Source organism: Pseudanabaena sp. PCC 6802 (genome assembly GCF_000332175.1).
Classification (GTDB): Bacteria; Cyanobacteriota; Cyanobacteriia; order Pseudanabaenales; family Pseudanabaenaceae; genus PCC-6802.
Genome location: NZ_KB235914.1, coordinates 1225468 through 1248871, shown reverse-complemented (window position 1 = coordinate 1248871; position 23404 = coordinate 1225468). Strand labels below are relative to the sequence as shown.

The window sequence follows — 23404 nt, the reverse complement described above, 5'->3', positions numbered from 1 at the left end:
ACACTAATCGCATTCAAGTTTAGCATTTTAGCAGTGTCTCAAGCTGAAAAGCTAGTCACTGCTACTCATCATCAACTGCGCATGTCGTTAATCGCGTTGCGGGTCATAGCCGCGATCGCCGCATCAGTTGCTTTCGGTAGATGATAATATTTGCCGCCAGCATTCTGGGCTAACTCTTTCGCAAAGCCAGTTGAAACAAACTTGTTTTCCGTATCTATCACTAACAGAGATAAGCCTAGCACCCGAATCTTTTTGGCAATATCCAACAACTCTGCTTTGATATCGGGTTTGATATTTGGATCGGCTGGTTCGCCTAGCGATCGCGAGAGCGGAATATTACCGCGCCCGTCGGTGATTGCTACCAGCATCACCTGCCCCACGTCGCCGGACTGCTGCGCGTTGAGTCCCACTCTAACCGCCTGCGTCAGACCGTGTGCCAAGGGCGAACCACCTCCACAGGGTAACAAATCCAATCTCCTCCTCGCCGCTTCAATCGAGCGCGTGGGTGGCAGCAAGACCTCTGCCCGTTCGCCTCGGAAGGGAATCAAAGCAATCTGGTCGCGGTTTTGATATGCTTCCGTCAAAAGGCGCAGCACTGCACCCTTGGCGGACTGCATCCGATTCAACGCCATCGAGCCAGAGGCATCCACTACGAATACTACCAGCGCCCCCGCTTTACGAGCCAAGCGTTTCGCTCGCATATCCACATTTTCGACAATCACTTTGCGATCGGGATGGCGACTGCGCCGCGCCTTTTGGTAAGGCGCACAGGCACGCAACGTGGCATCAACAGCAATGCGATCGCTCTTACCCTGCGGCATCACTGGCTTGATATATCGACCCCGTTCCTGCGAGAATACCATGCTGCGCGAGCCGGACTTACCCTGACGCTTGAGCGACTGGGCGAAATACATCACCTCCGGATCGAGAATTACGCCCTCGGGATCGAAGACAAATTCCTCTGGCAGGCTGGGCGGTTCTACCTCTTCTTGCGGTTCGTCCTCATCCTCATCCTGCGGCTCGTCGGGCTGCTCGGAATTTTCGGGCGGTGGCGGTGGTGGAGACTGCGGTTGTTGCTCTGGCGGCTGTTCCTGCAAAATTGTGGCACGCGGCACGATTACCAATTCCACCGCCTTACGCAGATCGTCGGCATTGAGATTAGTTCTACCATCTATAGCAGCATGGGCTTTCGCCACGCGCAGGGCAAATAGTTCGGCTCGATGTCCCTGCACGCCACCACGGATTGCCTCGTTCACGAGGTATTTCACCTGGTCGGCGGTGGCAGACACGTCCTTCAACCATTCCCGCGCCAGGATAATTTGCGTGCGCAGATTCTCAATATCCTCATCAAACTGAGACAGGAAGCCCTCTGGATTGTTGGCATAGGCGATCGCCATATCCACCGCTTCCACGCGCTCGTCCAGCCCCAACACGCCATCCGCCGATAGCGTAATCGCAATCCGATCTAGTAAATGCGCGCCGATATCGCCTTCTTCGGGATTGTAGGTGGCAATTAGCAATGGCTGGCAGGGATGTTGAAAGCTAATACCTTCACGCTCGATCTGGTTATAGCCCGTACTCAGGGTTGACAATAACAGGTTGGAAATCTGCGTATCCAGCAGATTAATTTCGTCCACGTACAATACGCCCCGATTTGCCTCCGCCAATAGTCCAGGCTGAAATACCGTCTCTCCCTGCTGCACCGACTTGCTCACATCCACAGAACCCAGCAGGCGATCTTCGGTCACTCCCAGCGGAATTTGCACGAATGGCGCGGGAATAACCTTGGTTTCCATGTCACGATCGCCCAGGCGATCGCTCAAATTATCTTCCCAAGTTTCCGGTTTGGTCGGATCGCAGTTACTGAACGAGCCAACTACGACTTCAATTGGCGGCAGGAGTGCGTGCAGTCCCCGTGCCAGCACCGACTTAGCCGTACCCCTACGTCCCGCGATCGCCACGCCCCCCAGTCCCGGATCTACCGCCGCCAGTAACAAAGCCGTTTTAATTGCCTCCTGTCCTACGACAGCAGCCAGAGGAAATACCAGAGGAGATGTTAAAGTCGCTACCATACCACACAGATCGTTCAGTCTTAACAGCATAACTTAACTGCGATCGTCTCATCACCGCAGAAATTGACCCGATCGCGGTGGGGCTATTCTGAGTTAGGGCAGCAACCTCGGCTCTGTATAGGGTTCCACGTTTAAAAAACAGCTTGACATATACCTCACTTGACAAATCGGGTTAGAATTTGGGAGTTAGGAACCTTACAAATCCGATTCTATACTCAACACCGATGGCAGATATACTTACCGAGATCTATAGCGCCTTTGAGCCTTCAGAACCACCTGAACCAAGTGCGTATGTGGACTACGAAAGCGTACGAGGAGGCTGGAGCGCTCATAGAGAGTTAGGCAATCGGATCGTGCGCTCTAAACAACCTACTTGCCAACTCTATACGGGACACCGAGGTGTGGGCAAGTCCACAGAGTTATTGCAACTAAAAAAGCATTTAGAAAAAAAGCAGTATTTTGTCGTGTATTTTGCAGCGGAGGAGGACATCGAACCGCAAGATACCGAATATGCTGATATTTTGCTTGCCTGCACGCGCCGTTTGGTCAGTAGTTACAAGCTTGAAGTAGGATATAATCCACTGCTGCAATGGATGAAAGATCGGTGGCAATCACTAAAAGAGCTAGCCTTAACTGAGGTTGAATTTGACACATTGACCCTAGAGCAGCAAATTTCTCAATTTGCCAAAATTTCCGCTAACCTCAGGGCAGTTCCCGATATTAGAGCCAAGGTACGGCAGCAGGTAAATGACAATACAGTCTCGCTAGTAAAAGCATTAAATGAATTTATTAAAGTAGCAAAAAAAGAACTAGAAAAGGAAAAATACGCAGGTTTAGTGGTAATTGCTGACAGTCTAGATCGCACTGTAGAAAAGATAACGGACGGACAGAACAACCACGATGAAATTTTTTTGAATCGTAGCGAACAACTAAAGGGTCTGGAATGCCACGTCATTTATACCGTTCCAATTTCGATGGTACTGTCTAGCCGTGCGACCAAGTTTGATGATAATTATGAGAGCAAGCCTGATGTGCTGCCAATGGTGATGGTACGCAATCTAGATGATAGTGTCAATGTAGAAGGCATGCAAAAGTTCCGAGAGACAATTGCCAAAAGGATAAAAATCGTAGATCCAAAACTAGCTACATCTTTGGATAAAGAGGTATTTGAAGGCTCGGAAATACTCGAACGCCTCTGCATCATGAGCGGCGGTCACGTGCGGAACTTGATGCAAATGATTCAAACGGCTATCGACTGGACAGATAAGTTGCCAATTTCCCAAAGAGCTGTGCAAAGGGCGATATCTGAAGCTCGAAATACTTACGCTGAAGCTATTAATGATAGCGAGTGGAAATCTTTAGCAAAAGTATTTAAAACTAAAAAGATTCTGAATGACGACATTCATCGACTGCTTTTGGGTAAGCGTTGTATCTATGAGTACCGTTATTTAGATGCTGATGATGAATTAAAAAGCTGGTATGACATACACCCTTTGATTAGGGCGCTTGATGGCTTCAAGATTGCATTAGAAGAACTGGAAAATCATGGGGACAGCAACAATTGATTGGGATAAGCATATGCAAACAAATCCAGAGGAAGAATATAAAGCTCTGATGAGATCGCTGCGCCGTCGCAAAGGATTTGGCTTATACTTTGTTCGTTGTGTAACCTTAGTAGAAGGAGAGAAATTAATTAAAAGAATAAGGCAAGATGTTTCCCATAAAATTATTGAAGTCTTGCCATTAGACCAGCCAATAGACAATCTCTACAATCGTGTAGTAGATCTTCCCAACCACGATAAAATTGATATTCTATTTATATCTGGGCTAGAAAAATCTCTAGATGCATACATTCGCCCAGGCTATGGCGGTCAAGGTGATTACTATAAGCTAGATACTGTTCCTCCAGTTCTTGCACATTTAAATTGGCAGCGCGAAAATTTTCGCGACCATTTTCCCAACATCTGTTTTGTTTTTCTCTTGCCTCGATTTGCGATCAAATATTTTATCCATCGTGCCCCAGATTTCTTTGACTGGAATTCAAGTGTAACTGAATTTCATACCAAAGAATTCGTAGATCGAGAATTTCCCCAAATTGTCTTAGAAGGAGATTTCAAAGAATACTCAAACTGGAATTCCCGGCAATGCAATAACCGAATCATAGAAATTGGAAAACTACTGAACGAACCAAATCAAACCTTGGATCGCCGAGTAAAGCTTTTATTTGAGCAAGGTTATATTTTTGCCCTAAGCAGTGAAGATGAAGAAGCAATTGCATCCTATGACAAAGTCTTAAAAATCAAACCAGATCATTACCAAGCTTGGTTCAATCGAGGCATTGCCTTAGGTAACTTAGACAGATATGAACAAGCGATCGCCTCTTATAACAAGGTAGTAGACATTGAACCAAACCATTACCTCGCGTTCTACAAGCGAGGCAATGCCTTATCAAACTTGGGCAAGTATATAGAAGCGATCGCCTCCTATGACGAGACCCTAAAAATCAAACCTGACTTCCGTGATGCACAGATTAATCGAGACATTGCTTCTAGTAATCTAACTCGTCACGAGCAGGTAATTGCCCCTTATGACAAGTTATTGCCAGTTCAAAATGCATGGCTGGACCAAGGTCATTCCATAAAGGGGCTAATTGGCTTTGAGCAGCCGTTTTCCCCCTACATTGACACGGTGTTGCCGAGTGCCCCTAGCTATCATTGGATATGGTGCAACCAATGCTGGGATCTTATGAACTTAGGAAGGTATGAAGAGGCTATCTCTGCTTGTGATAAAGCCATAGAGTCGAAATATGATTGCTCTGCAGCATGGTCTAACAAAGCTAAAGCTCTAAGTCAATTAAGGAGGTATGAGGAGGCGCTTGAATGCTATAGTTTCATTCTAGCTATAACACCTAACAAAGATAGTGCGTGGCTTAATCAAGGTATTTCTCTAGCTAACCTGGGTCGTCATGAAGAAGCGATCGCCTCCTATGACAAGGCTATAAAATTCAAACCTGATTACCAAAATGCCTGGCATAACCGAGGTATTGCTCTAGCTAATTTAGGCAGATATGAAGAAGCGATCACTTCTTATGCCAAAGCTATAGCACTTAAACCAGATTATTTTTATAGTTGGTCTAGTCGCGGCGATGCTCTAACCAGTTTAGGTAGGCATGAAGAAGCGATTATCTCCTATGCTAAGGCTATAGAACTCAAACCTGATTACCAAAATGCCTGGCATAACCGAGGTATTGCTCTAGCTAATTTAGGCAGACATGAAGAAGCACTTACCTCCTATGACAGGGCTGTAGAACTCAAATCTGACGACCACACTGCCTGGCACAACCGAGGTATTGCTCTAGCCAATTTAGGCAGACATGAAGAAGCGATCGCTTCTTATGACAAAGTTATAGCACTTAAACCAGATTATTACGCTTGGCTTAATCGCGGCAATGCTCTTACCAACTTAGGTAGGCATGAAGAGGCAATTGACTCCTGTGACAAGGCTTTACAACTCAAACCTAATGACCCTAATGTATGGCGTGTTAAAGGTTTTGTTTTAGCTAATTTAGGTAGATATGAAGAAGCTATTATCTCCTATAGCAAAGCTATAGAATTCAAATCTGATGACCATACTGCATGGAACAACCGTGGTGCTGCTCTAGTCAACTTAGAGAAATATGAGGAAGCACTGGCATCCTATGACAAAGCGGTAGAAATCAAACCTGACTACCATTATGCGTGGCATGGTCGAGGCAAAGCTCTAGCTAAACTAGGCAACAATAAGGAAGCACTCGCTGCTTTTGATAAAGCATTAGAAATTAAGCCTGACTACTACAAAGCATTAGGGAATCGTGCATGGGCTTTATGTAACTTAAATCGTTACGAAGAAACAATTGATAGCTGCGATCGAGCACTTGAAATTCAACCCAATTATCACTATGCATGGTATAAGCGAAGTTATGCTTTATACATGTTGAATCGACATGAGGAAGCACTTGCCTCTTTTGACCAAGCCCTTCAAATCGATCCAAGTCATCACAGTTCATGGTGTGAGCGAGGTGATGTTCTTAGGAAGTTAGTCAGACATGATGAAGCTCTTTCTTCTTACCATAATGCTATTACTCATCAGTCTAATTGCCATCTATCATGGTACGGTCAAGGTGTCTCTTTCGCTAGTTTAGATAGATATGAGGAAGCGATCGCTTCCTATGACAAAGCGGTAGAACTCAAACCTGACTACAGTGATGCTTGGTCTAATCGAGGTGCTGCTCTAGCTAATTTAGGCAGACATGAAGAAGCGATCGCATCCTATGACAAAGCAATAGAACTCAAGTCCGACTACTATTATGTATGGTCTAATCGAGGTATTGCTTTAGCTAATTTAGGTAGAGATGAAGAAGCGATCGCTGCCTATGATCGAGCCTTGGCAATCAAACCAGACCATGAAATTTTGAATAACAAAGGCATAGGATTAGCTAAACTGGGCCGTTATGAAGAGGCGATCGCTACTTATGACAAAGCCTTGCAAATTAAACCTGACAATCCAAAAACTCTTTATAATAAAGCTTGTGCTTACGCTTTGCAGGGTGAAATCGAGCCAGCAATTGAGAATTTACAGAAAGCAATTCAACTCAATCCTGAAGAGTATCAAAACTTGGCAAGAACGGATTCAGATTTCGATCGTATTCGCTCCGATCCACGATTTCAGGCGTTATTAGATGAACTGAGCAGGTCTTGATGATACTAACCTTTCTGATTTGAGCGATCGCTTGCAATAATCTGTCGTTTTTACTGTTCAAATTTGGTATATAGCGGTTTTCAGATGAAAACGAGAAGGGGGTTTGGGGGCGTTGCCCCCAAGAAGGGGTTCCACCCCTTCACCCCGTCGATAAAACCTGTTCTCAATTGAAAAACGCTATAACTACACCCCCTTTTGTGCAAATCCTGCTAATATAGCTAGTGAATAGTGGTTCTCCTTAGCTAAGGAAAAGCGCCATGACGCAGACAAAATCGCGCAAGCTCGCCTTTGATGAATTTCTCGAACAGTACCCGGATGGACAAGGTATCTACGAACTTGTGGATGGAGAAATCGTTGAGATGAGAGCCACAAGGGAACACGATCTGCTCGCAGAATTTATTGCCGATCGATTTAAAGAAGAGTCCAAGCGCCTCAACTTAAACTATTTAGTTACAGGTAGAGTTCTGCTGGCAGTATTGACTAAGGATGGAGAGGAACGAGGCCGCAATCCCGATGTCAGCGTAGTCGATCGGACACTTTGGAAATCCAATCGCAAAGCATATTCTGCCCTAACCGAGCCGATTCAATTGGCAGTAGAAATCGTGTCTTCCAATTGGCAAGATGACTACATCGATAAACTGGATGAGTACGAAAGACTTGGCATTCCAGAGTATTGGATTGTTGACTACCTTGGCATAGGCGGAATTGAGTTTTTGGGCAAGCCCAAACAACCCACAGTATTCGTTCACAATCTTGACGAAACAGGTAAATATCAACGCACGGTCTTTAGAGATTCCGAAGTAATTATCTCTAAAGCCTTCCCAGAATTGCAATTAACTGTCCGAGAAATTTTAGAAGAAGGAATATAAACTCTCTGAAGATGTCCAGTTACAGGGCAGCTTTCATTCCCTCATTACTGTTACTCAAAAATTCGATACTGGTATTTTATATTGACTTAAGGCATCATGTACTCTGCCGAAAACTTCCTGCCAGTCGCCAATCTGTTTTTGTCGAAACAGTCGCATGGTTGGATACCAGGGACTATCATCGCGTCCTAACATCCAGCGCCAGTCCGGCACAAAAGGAATCAACACCCATACAGGTTTTGCCATCGCACCCGCCAAGTGCGCCACGGCAGTATCGACCGTAATTACCAGATCCAACTGAGAGATAATATTCGCAGTGTCTGCAAAATCATGGATTTTATCGCTTAGGTCAATAATGTGGGGGCGATCGCTAAACTCTCTAATTGCCTCAACATTCTGCCCGACTTGCAAACTATAGAAACAAATATTTGACATAGAGAGAATTGGCTCGAACAGTGAAAGATCGCAGGATTTATGGCGATAGAATTTTTTCAACTCGTAGGATGCACTGCGATAACCGCTAGACCAGACAATACCAACTTTCATAGCATCTGGGATAGGGCAGGGCAGATCGCATGCGCAGCTCAGGGGAAAGATATAGGGAACTCCATTGGGAATTGTCTCTAGAGTCGTGTCGAGTATGTGAGGGAGGCTGAGTAATGGGGCAAATACCTCGAAATCTGGCAGATCGTCTTCTTCGGCAATAAAGCGATCTACATCTGCGCTATTTTGCAATAACCGCCGAAAACTCTCTTTGCTGCGCAAAATCACCCGTCCACCGCGCTCCACAACCTGCGGGATATACCGTACTGCCTGTATGGTATCGCCCAAAGCCGCATCGCTATAGAGCAGAATAGTCTTCCCTTCTAATGGCGAACCATCCCATTGCGGTTGTTGAAAAGATTGATATACATCGGCAAAATTCTGACTCTTGAGACGATACTCAAATTCCGCAAACCCTCGTTGCAGATCGCCAGCCAATAACAAAGTGCTAGCCAGATTAAAGTGCGCTTCGGTATAATCGCTGTGGATAGCGATCGCTCTTTCGATGCAGGCGATCGCTTCGTTCAATCTACCTTGCTGGCGGTAGGCGGTACCCAAACTATTGAGAGCCTGGGCGAAGTTGGGAGAGATTTGAATTGCGCGTTGATAGCAGGCGATCGCCCGATCGCATCGATCTAAGTCGAGGTATGTATTCCCTAAATTATAGAAAACCTCGTGGTGGTTGGGAGCGATCTGCAAAACGCTCTGATAGGCAGCGATCGCTTCCTCGAATCTTTCCAGTTTGCGCAGAACGATCCCGAGGTTTTGGTAGGCATCGACATAATGGGGTTGATGCTGAATGGCACTCTGATAATTACTAATTGCTTCTGGGAATTTCTCTTGTTGGGCTAAGGCATTACCTAACTTGAAGTGAATGAGTGAGTCATTGGGTTTAAGCTGCAAAGCCTGGTGATAATTGGCGATCGCTTCGTCATATCGATTTTGTTCGACTAAAATATTACCCAGACTGAAATAGCAGCCTATATGGTTGGGATCGATGAGTAAGATCGATCGCAAATGGGAAGTTGCCTCGTCCAGCCTACCTTGTTGGTACATCAAAACGGCAAGATTGTAGCGCAGATCCGCAAGTGTGGGATGAAGTTCTACAAGCTGGTGATAGATGTTAGTTGCTTCATCTAGTCGATTTTGCTGCATGAAGATATTGCCCAGGCTAACTAAGGCATTACTATGATTTGGGATAATCTGCAAGATTGCCCTAAAGGTTTGCTCGGCTTCAGTGAGGAGATTCTGCTTTAGCAGGATCGCGCCCAGATTGTAGCGGATGTCAATATTATTTGGTTCTAATGCGATCGCCTGTTTGTAACTGCTGGTCGCTGCTGCTAACTGCCCCAGTCGGCTCAAAGTTAAGCCCAGGTTGCCGTACGCTTTTGCCATATCTGGTTGCAGCGCGATCGACTGTTGATAGTTTTTCACCGCCGCCTCCAACTGATTCTGGCGATTCAGTCGATTGCCTTCCTCGAAGTAAATCTCAGCTTCAGACAAATTAGTCATCGGTTTACTCCTGTCGATTTACTCATAGCTGAAAAGTTTTCAAGGCATCATAAACTCGCCGCATTACCCCATCCCAATCCCCTCGTTCTGTTTGGCGAAATAATCGCATCGTGGGATACCAGGGCGTATCTTCGCGATCTAAAAACCAGCGCCAATCGGGAGCGAAAGGTAAAAGCGTCCAGACGGGCTTGCCCATAGCGCCTACTAGATGCACGATCGCCGTATCTACAGAAATCACTAAATCTAATTGATTCGCGAGCGCGGCTGTATCTGCAAAATCTCGGATTAAGGGACTCCAATTGTGCAAGCGATCGCTAAATTCTCCTAGCCCATCGAGATCGTTAGCATTACGCCCTACTTGCAAACTATAAAGATGTACGTGGGGTAATTCTAGCAATTGTATCATTAGCGATAACGGACAGGATTTTTTGTGATAGAACCGCAGAGAGTCCTCTCTTTGGCGATAGCCGCTCGCCCAAACAATGCCTACGTTGAGGGCGCGATCGCAGAGGGATTCCCTAGAGATATCTTTATGCTGCCATAGATCGGCTGGAATATAGGGAACTGGAATACTAGGAATGTTCGAGACGGTTGTATCGAGCAGCCTGGGCAAGCTCAGCATTTGGGCGTGAACGTCAAATGCTGGTAGCGGTTCGCCTTCCGCGATCGCCATCTCTACACCTGGCACGCTCGCTACTAAGCGTACCAAAGTCACTGGACAACTCGCGATTACCCTACCTCCCTTTTGGGCGATCGATGGCGCATAACGAATGAATTGCAAAGTGTCGCCCAATCCCTGTTCTGCCCAAAGTAAGATAGTTTTTCCCGCTAATTCCGAACCATCCCATAGTGGCTGCGTAAACTTGGGGGATGGCACATCCTTTTGTTGCCAGCGCCATTCGTACTCAACTAAACCATTGGCGAAATCACCGATCAGGATTTGGGTCATGCCCAGATTGACATGGGAAATGGCATCATCGGGCTGCAAGCTCACTGCTTTGTGTAAATGCTTCAGGGCTGCGTCAATGCGATTTAGTTCGCACAGCGCTACACCCAAATTGCAATGGGCATCGCCTAAGTTGGGGTCGAGTGCAATTGCTTTTTCGTAGGCAGCAATCGCCTCATCTAACCTGTCCTGTTTAAATAAAACCTCACCGAGATTGCTATGAGCGGCTGCCAAATTAGGCTGCAGCTTAATTGCTTCGGAGCAAGCAGCGATCGCCTCCTCTAACTGCCCCTGACGCATCAGAGCAACGCCAAGATTGGAATATGCTGCTGCCAGATCTGGCTTCAGGGCAATCGCTTGACGGCAAGCCGCGATCGCTTCATCCAGTTTTTCCTGCTGGAGCAAAACATCCGCAAGATTGCAATGCGCTTGCGCTAGATCGGGCGCGATCGCGATCGCGCGTTCGTACATCGCCACCGCCTGCTCTACCTGCAATTTTCTACTAAGTGCCAATCCCAAGCTGTTATATGCCTGAGCGCAGTTGGGTTGCAAATCGATTGTGGTTTCCAAGTGAGCGATCGCTACGTCGAGATTACCAATTTGCAAAAAAACATCGCCCAAACTAAAGTGGGCGGCATCCAGGTCAGGTTGCAGATGAATCGCTCTCTGAAAAGCAGCGATCGCGGCTTCAAAGCGTTCTTGACGGCAAAATGTAATGCCCAGGTTATAGTGCGCTTCGGCGAGCGCCGGATTTATGGCGATCAGTTGTTGCCAATATTGCACCGATAAATCTAAATTCCCCTGCCTGCCATATATAGTGCCGAGAGCGGCAAGTACTTCAATGTAATCCGGTTTCTGCCGTAATGCCCTCTGGTAGCAGGCGATCGCGGCATCCAGTTTGCCACTTTGCATAAACCCTCTGCCCATTTGGTAATGTTGCTGAGGATTGAGTAAGTCCGGCTTTATTTCTAAAGCTTGCAGTTGGTGGCTCAAACCCGCTTCGGGATCGCCCTGTTCCTGCAAAATGCTACCTAAATTCCAGTGCGCCGCCACAAAGTCATGCTGAAACGCGATCGCTTTTTGATAGTGGGCGATCGCCGCTTGTAGTTGCCCCTGTTGGTGATAGTTGCTGGCTAATTTGGCGTTTTCTAGGGCTTGTTTATTCATGGCGATCGCAAAACATCTAGAATCAAAGTAAAGGCTATTTAAGGCATATTTGTAAGAGATCTCAACCCACCAGTCAATCCTAGGGCAAAGAATAAAAATATATGTTCGATGAAATCACCGAAAAGTTTGAGGCTGCCTGGCGCAAGCTGCGCGGTCAAGACAAAATTAGCGAGGCTAATATTCAAAGTGCAATTCGGGAGGTGCGTCGGGCTTTATTAGAAGCTGATGTGAATCTCAGCGTGGTCAAGGCGGTGGTCGAGCGCATCAGCGAGGAAGCTCTAGGTGCCGAAGTAGTGGCGGGAGTTAGCCCAGCGCAGCAGTTTATCAAGATCGTCTACGATGAGCTGGTACAACTTATGGGTGAGTCCAACCATCCCCTCGCTGAAGCGAATACGCCGCCCACGGTTGTTTTAATGGCAGGCTTGCAGGGTACGGGGAAAACTACGGCAACTGCTAAACTGGCGCTGCACCTGCGCAAGCAAGATCGCAGTACTATGCTGGTGGCGACGGACGTGTACCGACCGGCGGCGATCGATCAATTAATAACCTTGGGTAAACAAATTAATGTCCCAGTGTTTGAAATGGGAACGGACTCCGATCCGGTTGAAATTGCCAAGCAAGGTGTTGCTAAAGCTAAAGAACAAGGTATAGATACCGTCATCGTCGATACCGCCGGTCGCCTGCAAATCGACCGGGATATGATGGCAGAACTATCCAGAATTAAGCAGGCCATTAATCCCCATGAAGTACTGCTGGTGGTGGATGCCATGACTGGCCAGGAAGCCGCTAACCTCACCCGCACTTTTCACGAGCAAATAGGTATTACGGGCGCGATTCTCACGAAGCTCGATGGCGACACCCGTGGTGGTGCGGCTCTGTCGGTACGGGAGATTTCCGGGCAGCCGATTAAATTTGTTGGTGTGGGTGAAAAGGTGGAAGCGTTGCAGCCGTTCTACCCCGAGCGGATGGCATCGCGCATTTTAGGTATGGGCGATGTTGTTACTCTAGTTGAAAAAGCAACGGAAGAAATCGATCTTGCCGATGCCGCTAAGTTACAGGAAAAAATTCTGGCTGCGAGGTTTGACTTTAACGACTTCCTCAAAAATACCCGCATGATGAAAAGCATGGGTTCGTTTGGTAGCTTGATCAAAATGATCCCTGGCATGAAGGTGAATGATAGCCAGCTTCAGGAAGCGGAAAAGCAACTCAAGCGCTGCGAAGCCATGATCGGCTCCATGACCAAAGAGGAGCGTCAAGATCCAGACCTAATTGCCAAAAGCCCCAGTCGCAAGCAACGGATTGCCAAAGGTTCGGGCTACAAGACTCAAGATGTTACTAAGCTGGTGGCTGACTTTCAGCGCATGCGTGCCATGATGCAACAAATGGGACAAGGCAAAATGCCCAATTTGCCTGGCATGCCCAGTTTCCCTGGTATGCCGGGTCCCGGAATGCCAACCCCCAACAGTCCACCTGGGATCAACTACGGCAAGAAAAAAAAGAAAAAGAAAGGCTTTGGCGAACTGTAGGCTTAAGAATTCAAAATTAATCTGCTAGACTAAGAGATCGCAACTTAATCTAACATTGCGGACTAATTCAAACAAACTCTAAATACATGGTCAAGTTGAGATTAAAGCGCTTCGGCAAAAAGCGCGAGCCAAGCTATCGCATCGTTGCTATTCAAAGCACCACGCGGCGCGATGCCCGTCCCCTAGAAGAACTGGGTGTCTACAATCCGCGTACCCACGAAACGCGCCTGGACGTTCCCGCGATCGTCACGAGACTGCAGCAAGGGGCCCAGCCAACCGATACTGTTCGTCGCATTTTAGATAAGGCCAAAGTTTTTGATTTAGTGCGTGCCTGATTATCTTGCCCTGGTTAAGTTTCTGATCGAGCCTTTGCTAGATAGCCAAGATGCTCTCAGGCTCGACTGTGAAACAAATTCTAAAGGCGATCGCCTGCGAGTGCGAGTCGCTTTCGATCCTGCTGACAGAGGCAGGGTTGTGGGGCGTAACGGGCGCACTCTCCAAGCTATTCGCACGGTGGTGAATACCGCAGCACAATCTGCCAATCAGGTCGTGCACCTTGATGTATACGATCCTAATCCTGGAGATAAACATGCAGATAAGGAGGTGAAGCACAGTCATGGCCGAAGTTCGCCTAGGCGAAAACGAGTCAATTGAATCTGCACTAAGACGGTTCAAAAAAAAGATCCTGAAAGCTGGCATCTTAGCTGAGGTAAGACGGCGGGAGCGCTATGAAAAGCCCAGTCTCAGCCGCAAACGTAAGGAAGAAGCTGCACGGAAACGTCGCCGCACTTACATATAACTGTCATGAATATCAGCGCTGAAATTATTTGCGTCGGTACGGAGTTATTGCTGGGAGAAATCCTGAATAGCAATGCGCAATACCTAGCGCAACAGCTAGCGCAGCTTGGCATACCTCATTTCTATCAAACCGTGGTCGGGGATAACTCCGAACGCTTGCAAAAAGTACTGGCGATCGCTGCCGGACGCAGTAACCTGATTATCACTACGGGTGGGCTTGGCCCCACACCAGACGATCTGACCACAGCAGCGATCGCCGACTTTTTTGCTACACCCTTAGTGGAACGTCCGGAGTTATGGGCAGATATTCAGCGAAAATTTGCCTATACTGGTCAAAAAATTACCGAGAACAATCGCAAGCAGGCACTCTTACCGGAGGGAGCCGACACATTACCAAATCCGGTTGGTTCTGCCCCTGGCATGATTTGGCAGCCCAGACCGACATTATTAATCCTGACTTTCCCCGGCGTACCGTTCGAGCTACATGCCATGTGGGAAGCAACAGTGCCCGATCTATTGCGATCGCGAGGCTGGCTGGAAGCAATTTTTCATTCCCGAGAGCTATTATATTTTGGAATTAGCGAATCTGCCCTCTCAGAACGCGTCAACCACCTGTTTAATCTGTCTAACCCGACGGTTGCCCCCTATGCTAGTTACGGACAAGCACGCTTGCGGATAACTGCCCGCGCCAGCACGATCGCAGAGGCGCTAGAGTTAATCGCCCCCATTGAAGCTGAAATTTTGCAACTGACTGGCGAGCATTGCTTTGGCAAAGATGACGACACGCTGGCGAGCGTGGCAGGGCAATATCTAAGGCAGCACAACCAAACCCTGGCTGTAGCTGAGTCATGCACTGGCGGTTGGCTAGGAGAGATGCTTACGGAAATACCAGGTAGTTCCGATTACTTCCTGGGCGGCATCATCAGCTACAGTAATTCTGTCAAAATCGAGCAATTAGGGGTATCAGCCGCAGACTTAGCCGAGCAAGGAGCTGTAAGCGAGACCGTCGCGATCCAGATGGCTCGGGGTGTAAAGCAAAAATTGCAGAGTGATTGGGGCATAAGCATTACAGGAATTGCAGGGCCAGATGGTGGCTCTGAAACCAAGCCAGTTGGCTTGGTTTATATTGGCATTGCCAATCCTGATGGTGAAGTACGGGCAATTAAGCATCAGTTTAGTCCGTCTAGAGGTAGAAATTGGGTCAGAAGGATGAGCGTTTACTCCGCACTTAACCATTTAAGAAAAAGTTTTGTTATGATAGGTTAATAAAATTAGCCAGATATGATAGGGGACTACTAATAGTGAAATCTATCAAAAGAGTTTTGAGAAATTTGGGTGAAGTATTCAAGCGCGTACTCGAAACCTTAGTGGGACAAAGACAGCCTGAGCCAGAACTGGTTCCTATCCCTGTTAGAAGTGGCGATCGCCGCAGCAGATACTAAACCCTCAAGGGAAAAAGATTCCAGTTTGGCTAGCTAAACCAGCTAGCTCTTTGTTAATGCGAGCTTACAGATTGATGTAGTGCTGACCTTTTCAATTATTGCGCTGCGTTAATAACATCCCTGCGACACCGCGTTTCATTTCAGGCTACGATCGCACGCTGGATACTAAAGCAATATGAATTAAAGCATTCCTCCGGGTCGGGATGTAGGCTTACCCTGGAGATCGAAACAATTTTTGCATGTGCCAGGGAAAGCATTAATAAATCGATCGAGCATATCTGGATCGTCCCGAAAAACGGTCATCCAAATAGACCAAAATCCTTTTGCTATGGCTGTCTCCACAATTTGCTCCCGCATTTCCAGACTATCGCGTTGATTTAAATTTTTGAGAGACCTTTCAGCAATATCCCATGCCTCACGTCGGTTAATTTGCCTGCGATCGCTCCTGTGCAAATTATTTAGGGATATTTTGTCCAAGCCTGTTAACTCAATTGTTGCCCGAGCGCGTTGTCTTTCAGGTTCTGTCAAACTCGAACTTACACTTACAAATCCACCCTTGCTGTACTCAAATGCACGATAGGTATTATCGCGATCGGGCCAGTAGTAATCATCCAAGTTAATCGACTTATCCTTTTTCGTGGAGTTGCAATTGGAGCATCCTAACAGAAAATTATTCCACTCTAATTCTAGGTCAACATTTAAGGATTTTGGTTGTACGTGCTCGACTGCTAAAGAGGCATCAAGGTGCATTTCACAGTAGGAGCAATATTCTCCCAGCCTATCAATTAAGTCTCCCCGCGCATTCTGGTATTCTTGAAATCGTCTTGGGCTGCCCGCGTTATCTGTTGGAGTATTACCACGCTCAATTGGTCTCATAATTCTCGATCACAGACCCGCAGCAGTTCTTTCCATTTTCAGGAAAGCATGATAAGCAGGATCGTCGCTGTAGGGCATTGACAATTCATCAAGTTTTACCTTTAGTCTCTCAACTTCCTCTGGACTAGCTTCCTGAGATGCTTGCAGTACGCGATAATATTCCTCAGCCGCTTTCATCATATCTTGCCATCGCTCACTATGCTGGGGTAGCTCTACGCCCATGACATCTTCGGCAATGTCCTCAATGCTTTTGTTGTAATACTCTCCAGGTCTTCGATCTAGATTAATGAGTTCCCCAAGACGAAGAGATTGAATCATAAATGGCGAATGAGTAGTAGCAAAAAATTGAATTTCAGGAAAAGTTCGCTTTAAATCCTCGACAACTCGTCGCTGCCATTTTGGGTGTAAATGCAGATCGATTTCATCGATTAGTACAATACCTGGGGTTTTCCTTGCTGCTTCCGATCCTAAGTGAGGATTTAAAACTGCTGCACGAAAAGCGATATCAGCTACCATCCCTAGCATATTTCGGATGCCATCACTTAGCATGTCAAAAGGAAAGGTGCGGCTATCTTTAGCAGTAGCAATAAGATTATCTTCTCGTTTATTGTAGGTAAAACTTTGCCAACCTTCAACGTCACAGATTGATAGTGCTTCTTCTACGACATTTAGTAAAACAAAAGCATTTTGCTCCTGAAGGAAAGGAATATCAACTACTTTAAACCAGTCTAAAATTAGGTTAGATCTGGGATCGAGGCAATCTTCGTATACAAATGTACGGGGAATCGAATTGGGTAATTCTATTTCATTGCGCTTTTTCTTCTGCCAAAGACGACCTGTTCCATAGTAGACAATTAATGGCAAGGTAATGTGCTCGCCAGCTTGAACCTTTGCTTGAATTTGTTGCAAGGCTATTGAAATTTCGTGTGTAATGGAACGAACGTTATAGACAACTGATTTTGTCCAACTAATTTCCCGATCATTAATTACGGCTTGGCAAGAAACTTCAACTGGATACTGGTACTCCCTACTCAAATTTTGTCCGTTTTTAAGGTTTACTTGACGAATGTCAGTATCCCGGATTCTGGACTTATCATCATAAATATTATGTCGGAGTCCAACAAATCTTTCAGAAAAAGTGCCTGCTGCGATCGCTAATGCATCTAATACAGCAGTTTTACCTGAGCCATTATCGCCAATTAGCAAATTAAACCGATCGGAGAAACGAAACGTTTCGCGCTCAAAACCTCGGAAATTTTTAACTTCTAGCTGGTGGATTTTCATAGCTACCTTGCTGAATCTAGAAAAGCTTCCTCTTCAAGATCTTAACGCTTCAATTTACTTCACTGCGCAGTAACACCATATTTCGATCGGGGATCGGCTGTCTCTAGAGCTTTAATATCTCTAAGTTGAGATGGGGAGCGATCGCTTCGGCCAATCGTTCAAAGATCAGATCTCTCTGGATGTGGTAATCGCTAATTTCTATGGGTAATGGTGCTAAGCCTTTGCGATCGCGCAGGAGATTGAGCCAACTGCGACGCCATTTGCCGTTGTCGAATATACCGTGTAGATATGTTCCCAAAACCTTTTGATTAGCTGACACCATTCCCAAATCCGGATCGTCGAATAGAGGCGAAGTCGTGAGGGAGTCACTGCTAAAATCCGATATCCCCTGATGAATCTCGTAACCAGATACGATCGCTTCGCACGGATAAAGCGATCGCGCTTGGCGCTGCCTCAGAATTTTGCGTGCAGAAATAGTTGTATTAATTGGTAGCATTCCCAAACCAGCATAGATTCCCGATTGCCCTTCTTTCCCATCGGGATCGGCGATCGCTTCCCCTAACATTTGCATCCCGCCGCAAATTCCCATAATGGTACCTCCCGAGCGCACGTAATCGCGCAAGCGATCGATCGTTCCGGTTTCCTGTAAAACTAATAGATCGGCGATCGTCGTTTTTGAACCTGGTAGAATTACGGCATCGGGTTGCCCTAGACTCTCCGGTGGCATCACATATCGCACATCCACAGTTGGTTCGGCGATCAGCGGATCGAAATCGGTGAAATTAGAAATGCGTGGCAATCGCAAAACCGCAATCTCAATCTCAGCGGGAACTAAACGACTGCGACGCTCGAATAAACTGACGGAATCTTCCGCTGGAAAAGCAATATCCAGATAGGGAATTACGCCAATTACGGGAATGCCCGTATACTCCTCCAGCCAATCAATACCAGATTGCAGCAGCGATCGCTGTCCCCGAAACTTGTTGATAATAATGCCTTTAATTAGCGATCGCTCATCAGCAGTGAGTAGCTGCAACGTTCCGACGACATGGGCAAAGGCACCACCAAGATCGATATTTACAACTAGCAGTGTCGTAGCGTTGAGATGCTGCGCTACGCGCATATTAGTCAAATCGCGATGCTTCAGATTCACCTCAGCGGGACTGCCCGCCCCTTCGCAAACGATCAGATCGAAACTTGTTTCTAGTTTTTGTAACGATCTCGTAATACATTGCCAGCCTGGATCGAAGTAATTTTGATAATATTCATCTGCTCTGGTCGCTCCAACTGCTTGCCCTAGGAAAATGACTTGAGAAGTCATGTCACCCTGTGGTTTCAACAAAATGGGGTTCATTTCTACAGATGGTTCCACCCGTGCAGCCCAAGCTTGTACTGCTTGGGCATAACCAATTTCGCCACCATCGTGGGTGACATAGGAGTTAAGCGCCATGTTTTGTCCCTTGAAAGGACTAACTCGCAACCCACGCTGAGCGAAGATGCGACAGAGTGCTGCACAAATCAATGACTTACCGGCATTGGATGCAGTTCCCACTACCATAATTGCTGGCATAAATATTGCGATACTAAATTTAGATTGTTCGCTTCTAATTACTAATGGCCTTACGTAGAAGATAATGAAACCCTCACCCCTAGCCCTTCTCCCTCAGGGAGAGGGGGAACAGAACCAGAACGGGGGCTGCGCCCCTGCGACCCCTTATTATAGGGTTACACGCGGGTCAGGAGAGATTATAGTTCCACGTAACAGTTCCACGTAACATAAGTTACTATGCGGATCGGCCTTAAGGAGTACGTGCAGTTTTCTGAATATAAAACAACAACTTGCCGCATGAAATTCTTCTTACATTGGTATGGAAATTAGCGCAAATAGTGAATGCGATTTGCTTTTCAGCCTGAGAGAATATAAGTATTAAAGACCTTGCCACCCTATATGGTCTTCTTCCAGAGGCTCAGCATCGTTGGGCTTCTTTTTTATATTTCTTGAATAAGCCTGTATGATAGTGGCAGGTATATGGGTATATTAGATATCCTAGAGATAGATACCCGTTAGATGCCCGTTAGATGCCTAAGATTTGAGGATGTTTAATATGTTTAAGTACCTCAGCAATCGAATCGCAGCCGGAATGGCATCCTGTCTTGCCCTGATGATGCCTGCGGTTGCTCTAGCTGCCTATATCCCCCCTTCCGATCAGGTTCCCCCACGCACTAGGGGAAGTACGGCTGGTCGCAGGGCACCTTGCAGCACTCTCAGTGCTAATGCCACGCGCGATTATACAGGGATGATTGCTCTCGCACCTGTCAGCTATATGGGCAAAACCGCATCTAGCCATCCAACGTTCGCCTGGTACGCCTACGATGCAACGCCCGTACCCGTGCAGTTTTCACTATACGAGTACGATCCGCAGCAAAATAGCTTTAAGGCCGAACCGCTAGTGCAGGAGAAATTAGTTAATTCTGGAGGAATTAATTCGTTTAAATTGCCTAAAGATAAAGCGGGGTTGGTCAAGGGCAAAACCTATGCTTGGCAGGTGGTTCTGACATGCGACCTGCAGAGTAATTCTAAAAATCGCTGGATTCGCAATCCAATTCAGCTAACCGAGCTGTCTGCTAGCTTGCAGCAAAAACTTGCGAATGTTAATGCTCCATCTCAGAAAATTAATCTCTATGCTGAGGCAGGATTGTGGTACGACGCGCTGGATATTGCCCTCAACTACGATCGCAGCCCCAGCTTGAAACCTGCCATGTTAGACCTCATTTCTGGTTTAGCTAAGGTCGAAAAAGCCAAAGAGCCTAGAGAGTTACCCAAAGAAGCAAGTATTAGCTATTCGCTAGAGCAAATTGTCGCTAGTAAAACCAAGTCTAACGTCTTGCCTCGCTAAGCCTCGCTCGATTCTGAAATAAGACTTTGCCGAAATTAAAATTATTTCACATTTACTGCTCCTCCCTATTACAGATCTTAGGTTTGAGGAGCTTTTTGCTAGATATTGGGTAGAGATCTGAAAAAAATTTACGGGTGGAATTAATATGCGTTTCTGTTGGTTGCTAGTTTTATGCTCGATAGTTTTAGGGATTGAGTCCGCCGCTCAAGCTCAGAACATCAAGACCGATGGTAGTACTAGCTCGTTGGCGATCGATGGGAGACTGGTTGTCCCCAATGGGAGAGGTACGGTTAGGGGCAATAATCTCTTTCATAGTTTTGAAAGATTCAACGTTCCGGAATCAGGCGTGACGTTTGGTGTGGGAAATTCCCGCGTTGATGGGTTGAGCATTCGCAATATTATTAATCGGGTTTCAGGGGACAGTCCTTCCGCAATCCTTGGTAGAATTCAAAGCAGTCGCGATTTCCCCAATGCTAATTTCTTCTTGATCAATCCCAACGGCATCGTGTTTGGTCCTAATGCCAGTCTCGATGTGGGTAAATCGTTTTATGCGACCACCGCACCAAATATTGGTTTTTCTGGCGGAGAAATCTTTTCCAGCGATCCTCGCAATTCTACATTCCCAAATACAGACCCGATTAACATGCAGTTTGCGGTCGAGCGACCGGCTGCAATTATCAACCAGGGCAACTTGTCTGTGAGATCGGGAGAAAATATCAGCCTCATGGCTGGTAGCGTAGTTAGCACTGGCAGTTTGACTGCTCCCAATGGCTCCGTCGATCTGGGGGCGATCGCTGGGAATAATACCGTAGTTTTGCGATCGCCGGGTTTGGTGACGGGTTTCACTATAGGCTCTGGGACATTGGGACGACAATGGACGGGCAATATTACAGAACTGCCGCAGTTAGCTAGCCTGCTGACAGGCAACTCGAACGTGTCGGAGGCGGGACAGGTGGTATTGAATCCCAATGGTTCGCTGCAGTTAATACCTAATTCTGCCAGTACGGGGCTGGCGACGATTCTTTCTCCCACGGGGCAATTTGAAACTACAGGTAGGGTCAGAGTTAACCCCGGTGATGTCGCGATTAAATCTTTGACAACAGGGAATGCCCAGGCGATCGCGCAGGGTAATATCAATTTGCTCGTGCCAAACGTACAAGTGCAGAATAATTTAACTCTGAAGGCAGGACAAAACGTAAATGTAAGAGATAGCTTGAATGCACCTGCTGTAGTTAGAGCGGGCGGCACTCTCTTGTTGCTGGAGTTTAGACTAAAAAGTGGTAAAAAGCAGCCAGCCATTGCAGACTGACCGCTTGATGATGGAAGCTGAAAAGACTATAAAATCAACAGCTTCATCATGATTAGTTTGGATAAACTTGAGCAATTTCGCAAGTACACGTACGAAATTATAGGGAACGGGAGAGATGCGCTGTTCGACTTGATGGATGCGGTACTGACGAGTCGGAGTGTTTCATCGTTTGTGGAACTTTCGTTAAGCCCATTATTTCGGAGGGAGTGGTCGAGTATCTATGAAGCACTGCAAGATAGTCATCCTCCACGTGAAGACTTGATGAAGCAATACATACAGCAAATGCCGGCAGCAGAGGTGACGATATTGGCGGGCGACCATACAGCCTGGTCGCGTCCCTATGCGGTGACATTACAAGAACGCACCTACGAACATCAACCTCAACCGGGAGTAGGAAGCAAACCTGTTACGGTGGGGCAAGGATACAGCACAATTGCCTGGATTCCAGAGTCAGAAGGGAGTTTTGCCTTACCGTTGCGGCATGAGCGGATCACCAGTTTCGAGAACCCGATTCAGAAAGCCGCTAGTCAGTTACGCTTGGTTTGTGCGGAAATTCCTGGGACTGTGCTTTTCCTGGGGGATGGCGAGTATGGGTGCGCACCATTTTTGCAGCAAACAGCAGACATCCCGTGTATCAAGCTGCTCAGGCTACGCCCCAACCGGGTTCTGTATCATGCCCCAAAGGATTACGAGGGGCATGGGCGACCCCATAAGCATGGAGAGAAATTTAGCCTCAAAGACTCTGACACTTGGTCTATTCCCCAAGCAGACATCACAATTGCAGAGCCTAAACTGGGACGATTGCAAATTCGTCGATGGCCAAACCTGCACTTAAAGCAAGCCGCAGACCATCCCTTTACACTCATTCTGGTCGAACGTCTTGATATGCCTGAATCGAAACCCCTGTGGTTGATTTGGGTCGCTAAAGACGAGCCAATCTTGAGTGAGGTATGGCAAAAATATCTGCGCAGATTTGCCATTGAGCATTGGTATCGCTTGGTGCGTCAACGTCTCCATTGGACAATCCCTCAGCTTTCTACCCCTGCTCAGATGGAGACTTGGTCGGACTTGATGCCTTTACTTACTTGGCAATTGTGGCTCGCTCGTGAACTTGTCCAAGACTCTCCTCTGCCTTGGCAGAAACCGATGACTAAATTGTCTCCTGGTCGAGTTGCAAATGCTTTTGCTTTAGTTTTGGTCAGGATTGGCTCTCCTTCCCCTGACCCTAAACCTCGCGGTAAGTCTCCAGGTTGGCCTCTTGGGAAAAAACGAACCCAACGGATTCGTTATCCTACTGTCAAAAAACGCTATGCCAAGCCCCTCAAAAAAGCTTCCGCTGCAACTGCTTAGCTCAACTTCTTCCCTTTTATCCTCTCTCTCGCTAGTTTCTATCTAGCGAGATGCTTCTTGTTGCCTTTTAGTCTAAACT

The 23404-nt window shown here is 46.9% G+C and carries 18 protein-coding genes; 12 read left to right on the top strand and 6 right to left on the bottom strand.

Features of this window, described 5'->3' with window-relative positions; all coding sequences use genetic code 11:
- Positions 1–71 precede the first annotated feature (71 nt).
- Complete coding sequence (gene bchD, locus PSE6802_RS0111035) at positions 72–2102, bottom strand: magnesium chelatase ATPase subunit D (protein WP_019500125.1); 2031 nt, start codon at positions 2100–2102, stop codon at positions 72–74.
- A gap of 194 nt (positions 2103–2296) precedes the next feature.
- On the opposite strand from bchD, the gene PSE6802_RS0111030 reads away from it, so the two are divergent.
- From PSE6802_RS0111030 to PSE6802_RS0111020, 3 genes are all read left to right on the top strand, one after another.
- Positions 2297–3637, top strand: coding sequence for an ATP-binding protein (locus PSE6802_RS0111030; protein WP_019500124.1), 1341 nt, complete (start codon positions 2297–2299; stop codon positions 3635–3637).
- Between the two features lie 13 nt (positions 3638–3650).
- Positions 3651–6809 carry a tetratricopeptide repeat protein gene (locus PSE6802_RS32575; RefSeq protein ID WP_162139220.1) on the top strand — a complete coding sequence of 1053 codons (3159 nt, stop codon included), beginning with the start codon at positions 3651–3653 and terminating at the stop codon, positions 6807–6809.
- A gap of 257 nt (positions 6810–7066) precedes the next feature.
- Positions 7067–7678 carry a Uma2 family endonuclease gene (locus PSE6802_RS0111020; RefSeq protein ID WP_019500122.1) on the top strand — a complete coding sequence of 204 codons (612 nt, stop codon included), beginning with the start codon at positions 7067–7069 and terminating at the stop codon, positions 7676–7678.
- A 54-nt stretch (positions 7679–7732) separates the two neighbouring features.
- Here the strand turns inward: PSE6802_RS0111020 and PSE6802_RS0111015 are convergent, their stop codons facing one another.
- Together PSE6802_RS0111015 and PSE6802_RS0111010 are read right to left on the bottom strand one after the other, a co-directional pair.
- Positions 7733–9730, bottom strand: coding sequence for a tetratricopeptide repeat protein (locus PSE6802_RS0111015; RefSeq protein ID WP_019500121.1), 1998 nt, complete (start codon positions 9728–9730; stop codon positions 7733–7735).
- Between the two features lie 22 nt (positions 9731–9752).
- Positions 9753–11843 (bottom strand): tetratricopeptide repeat protein, encoded by a 2091-nt coding sequence (locus PSE6802_RS0111010; RefSeq protein WP_019500120.1) that lies wholly within the window; start codon positions 11841–11843, stop codon positions 9753–9755.
- A 101-nt stretch (positions 11844–11944) separates the two neighbouring features.
- On the opposite strand from PSE6802_RS0111010, the gene ffh reads away from it, so the two are divergent.
- The 6 genes from ffh (at position 11945) to PSE6802_RS34260 (ending at position 15609) form a co-directional block, all read left to right on the top strand.
- Positions 11945–13369: a signal recognition particle protein gene (ffh, locus tag PSE6802_RS0111005; protein WP_019500119.1), complete on the top strand. Its 1425-nt coding sequence runs from the start codon at positions 11945–11947 to the stop codon at positions 13367–13369.
- An 86-nt stretch (positions 13370–13455) separates the two neighbouring features.
- Positions 13456–13704: a 30S ribosomal protein S16 gene (gene rpsP, locus PSE6802_RS0111000; RefSeq protein WP_019500118.1), complete on the top strand. Its 249-nt coding sequence runs from the start codon at positions 13456–13458 to the stop codon at positions 13702–13704.
- Positions 13697–14023 carry a KH domain-containing protein gene (locus PSE6802_RS0110995; RefSeq protein WP_019500117.1) on the top strand — a complete coding sequence of 109 codons (327 nt, stop codon included), beginning with the start codon at positions 13697–13699 and terminating at the stop codon, positions 14021–14023. The genes rpsP and PSE6802_RS0110995 overlap by 8 nt, the downstream gene beginning before the upstream one ends.
- The gene (rpsU, locus tag PSE6802_RS31900; protein ID WP_071592280.1) at positions 13986–14168 is read left to right on the top strand and encodes a 30S ribosomal protein S21; all 183 of its coding nucleotides are present in this window, start codon (positions 13986–13988) and stop codon (positions 14166–14168) included. Before PSE6802_RS0110995 ends, rpsU begins: the two co-directional genes overlap by 38 nt.
- A 5-nt stretch (positions 14169–14173) precedes the next feature.
- Entirely contained in the window at positions 14174–15433 is a 1260-nt protein-coding gene (locus PSE6802_RS0110990; RefSeq protein WP_019500116.1) for a competence/damage-inducible protein A, read from the top strand.
- A gap of 35 nt (positions 15434–15468) precedes the next feature.
- The gene (locus PSE6802_RS34260) at positions 15469–15609 is read left to right on the top strand and encodes a hypothetical protein (protein ID WP_193372405.1); all 141 of its coding nucleotides are present in this window, start codon (positions 15469–15471) and stop codon (positions 15607–15609) included.
- A gap of 180 nt (positions 15610–15789) precedes the next feature.
- On the opposite strand, the gene PSE6802_RS0110985 is transcribed toward PSE6802_RS34260, so the two are convergent.
- The 3 genes from PSE6802_RS0110985 to cobQ form a co-directional block, all read right to left on the bottom strand.
- Positions 15790–16485: an HNH endonuclease gene (locus PSE6802_RS0110985; RefSeq protein WP_019500115.1), complete on the bottom strand. Its 696-nt coding sequence runs from the start codon at positions 16483–16485 to the stop codon at positions 15790–15792.
- A 9-nt stretch (positions 16486–16494) separates the two neighbouring features.
- On the bottom strand, positions 16495–17769 hold the full coding sequence (locus PSE6802_RS0110980) for an AAA family ATPase (RefSeq protein ID WP_019500114.1): 1275 nt from the start codon (positions 17767–17769) through the stop codon (positions 16495–16497).
- Positions 17770–17872: 103 nt separating this feature from the next.
- Complete coding sequence (gene cobQ, locus PSE6802_RS0110975) at positions 17873–19339, bottom strand: cobyric acid synthase CobQ (RefSeq protein ID WP_019500113.1); 1467 nt, start codon at positions 19337–19339, stop codon at positions 17873–17875.
- Positions 19340–19874: 535 nt separating this feature from the next.
- Here cobQ and PSE6802_RS0110970 point away from each other — a divergent pair.
- From PSE6802_RS0110970 to PSE6802_RS0110960, 3 genes are all read left to right on the top strand, one after another.
- Positions 19875–20666, top strand: coding sequence for a DUF928 domain-containing protein (locus tag PSE6802_RS0110970; RefSeq protein WP_019500112.1), 792 nt, complete (start codon positions 19875–19877; stop codon positions 20664–20666).
- A 145-nt stretch (positions 20667–20811) separates the two neighbouring features.
- On the top strand, positions 20812–21975 hold the full coding sequence (locus PSE6802_RS0110965) for a two-partner secretion domain-containing protein (protein WP_019500111.1): 1164 nt from the start codon (positions 20812–20814) through the stop codon (positions 21973–21975).
- A 48-nt stretch (positions 21976–22023) separates the two neighbouring features.
- The gene (locus PSE6802_RS0110960; protein WP_019498766.1) at positions 22024–23325 is read left to right on the top strand and encodes an NF041680 family putative transposase; all 1302 of its coding nucleotides are present in this window, start codon (positions 22024–22026) and stop codon (positions 23323–23325) included.
- The last annotated feature ends 79 nt before the right edge of the window (positions 23326–23404 follow it).